2 protein-coding genes are annotated in these 2,778 nt (G+C 42.3%); one reads left to right on the top strand and one right to left on the bottom strand.

Going from position 1 to position 2,778, the window contains the following annotated elements; translation table 11 throughout:
• A partial coding sequence (locus tag ACWVCM_RS00560) for a sensor histidine kinase (RefSeq protein ID WP_455199745.1) occupies window positions 1–605 on the top strand: 605 nt, incomplete at its 5' end.
• Window positions 606–626: 21 nt separating this feature from the next.
• Here ACWVCM_RS00560 and ACWVCM_RS00555 read toward each other — a convergent pair.
• Window positions 627–2,609 carry an ATP-binding protein gene (locus tag ACWVCM_RS00555; RefSeq protein WP_455199744.1) on the bottom strand — a complete coding sequence of 661 codons (1,983 nt, stop codon included), beginning with the start codon at window positions 2,607–2,609 and terminating at the stop codon, window positions 627–629.
• Between the last annotated feature and the right edge of the window lie 169 nt (window positions 2,610–2,778).

Below are 2,778 nucleotides of genomic sequence, written 5' to 3'. Positions count from 1 at the left end.
TTCATGGATTTTGCCAGATGCTGCTGGAAGATTACAGCGAGAAACTGGACCAGGCTGGATTAGATTACTTGATGCGTGTTCAAAACAACGCCCTGGACATGGGCACCCTTATAGAAGATCTGTTACAGCTAGCGCGGATCACACGCTGTGATTTCCACAAACAAAAACTGGACATTAGTGACCTGGCAAAAGAAACCATAGATAAACTCAAACAACAGAATCCGGAAAGAGATATTGATATCAAACTGCAAAACAATCTAATGGCTGATGGAGACGAGCATCTTATTTCTGTTGCTCTTGATAACTTGTTGGGCAATTCATGGAAATATACCAGCAAAACGGCTAATCCAGTCATTGAGTTTGGAAGTGACCACTCCGGAAACGGTCACGATATCTATTTTGTAAAAGACAATGGCGCGGGCTTCGATATGAAATATGCGGATAAAATATTTCTGGCATTTCAGAGATTACACAGCAAAGAAGAATACCCTGGCACTGGCGTTGGTTTGGCTACCGTTCAACGTGTGATTGACCGACATGGCGGAAAAGTCTGGGCAGAATCAGATATTGGTAAAGGCACAACCATTTATTTCACATTAGACTGAAACTGGATCATTCACGAATTTCTAATTTGGCAATGCATGGGAAAAATAAGCAGTTTCGTCAAGAACTGGAGATAAAGTAAAATAGAACGTAGCGCCCTGACCGGGTGCTGATTCCGCCCAAATAGTTCCACCGTGTCTATGTATTATTCGTTGTACAGTGGAAAGCCCAATACCGTTGCCCTGGTAGTCATCTTCTGCATGCAGCCTGTGGAAGGGACGAAAAACTTTATCGACATACTTCATATCAAAACCTGTACCATTGTCCTTGATATAGAAACAAGATCCGTGTTCACACAAAGTTTTCCCCATTGTTATGTGCGGCTGCTGCGTTTTACTGGTATATTTCAACGCATTGCCAAGCAAGTTTTGTAACACAATACGTAATAAATTCTCGTCACAGCTAACCGATAAATCATCTTCAATATCAATGACAACATCTCTTCCATCAATTCCTGCACTTTGGATTTCCAGTATTTCTCGCGCTATCTCACTTACATTTACATCTGCACAATTTAAATCCTGGCGAGATATACGGGAAAGTTGTAAAAGCCCATCTATCAACATATCCATGCGCACACTGGCGTTGACCACTCGGTTTAAATACTCAATTCCATCGTCATCCAGTACATCTTCATAATCTTCAAGCAATACTTTACTGAATCCATTGATACTTCTCAACGGAGACCGTAAATCATGCGATACCGAATAAGAAAATGCCTGCAGTTCCTTTATTGCAGACTCCAATTCACGAGTACGGGCCCTTACCAGTGTTTCCAGATGTTCATGGTAATTTCGTAATTCTTCTTCGGAATTATTAAGTAATTTTATCGCCTCCGACAATCGTGTCTCTGTGGCTTTTCGTTCTTCGATTTCCTGTTGCAACAAATTGTTTGCCTGCACGATTTCATCGCGAGCCAGCTCCAGTGCATTGTTGCGGGCTTCCGCTTCGATGTGCCTTCGTTCGATGCTACGCATGCGCAGAAAAAGAAAAACACTAACTACTAATAACAAAAATAACGAAATACTGGTTATTATCGCCAGGTTCAGTTCTTTTGTTTGATACGCCAAAGCCTCTCGTGCTTTCTGTGCCTTAAACGCCGGATCCAGGCGAGCAGCCGGAATAAGTACTGTTGCATTAAAATGATCTTCACCAAACTGGCGTATAAAATCCTGTCCTTCTTCTGATACAAGGTAATCATGAAATTTCAACGCCAGTTTCGTGTTTACTCCAGGCACTTTTCTGGAGTTGACAATTAGCAGGCTGTAGACATTGCGTAAATCCAGGTCGTCGCGAAATATTGGGATAAGTTTGCCTTTCAATTTGTCCTTGTTATCCAGATAAGTTGCCATTTCCGCTATCGCATATACACCAAATTCCGCGGCTTGTAACAACGTTGCATAACCACTACCACCGGTATTCTCATAACCCAGCCAGTCTGGGTTGATTCCAGCCATCGTCCAGATTTCTTCTATTTTCATGTTAGTGCCGGAACGCGGTGATGGCGCATGAAATTCAGCTTCTGCTACTGCCAGGCGCTTAAACACTGAAATAATATCTTTTTCTTTTGATAAGCCTAACGGATCTCCCGGCGGTCCAAACAGCGCATACTCGGTATACATCAATTGAGTGCGGCGTAAAGCAAATCCTTCTTTGGCAAAATGCTCTTCACCAGGTTTATGGTGAGTTAACACAACATCTGCCAGGCCATTACGACCGTCGTCAAGTACCTTTAATACGCCGCCAGAATGAATGGTAATAGTGACTTCAGGATGATTAGAACGGAATTGTTTTGCTAAAGCGTCAATAATCTTTAAGTCTTTGGCAGACCGGGCAGATGCAATTCGCAAATGATTGGGCCCGGATTTTTTTACTATCTCGCTGTCTTGGGCTGTTACAGGGCCAACGGTAAACACCATGAATATTGCAGATGAATAACAGAATAAAGCCTGGGTCAATGCTTGATTTACTCGTTTAGCATTACCACTAATCAATCCTGAAAACACAAAATCCTCCAGGCGCCTTCAATGACACCAGATAGCTCGTAGTCTGTTATAAAATTCACATTGGCAGGTTAGTTCGGGATTTTGCTTCGCCCCCTCCCCGAGAAAACCATACCAAAATAATAGACGTTTATTTGACTGACTGCTCAATTATTATCTAGTTACATAATTC

Source organism: Kaarinaea lacus (genome assembly GCF_975902315.1).
The sequence above is the reverse complement of the archived record's forward strand: the minus strand, read 5'-3'. Positions and strand labels throughout refer to the sequence as shown.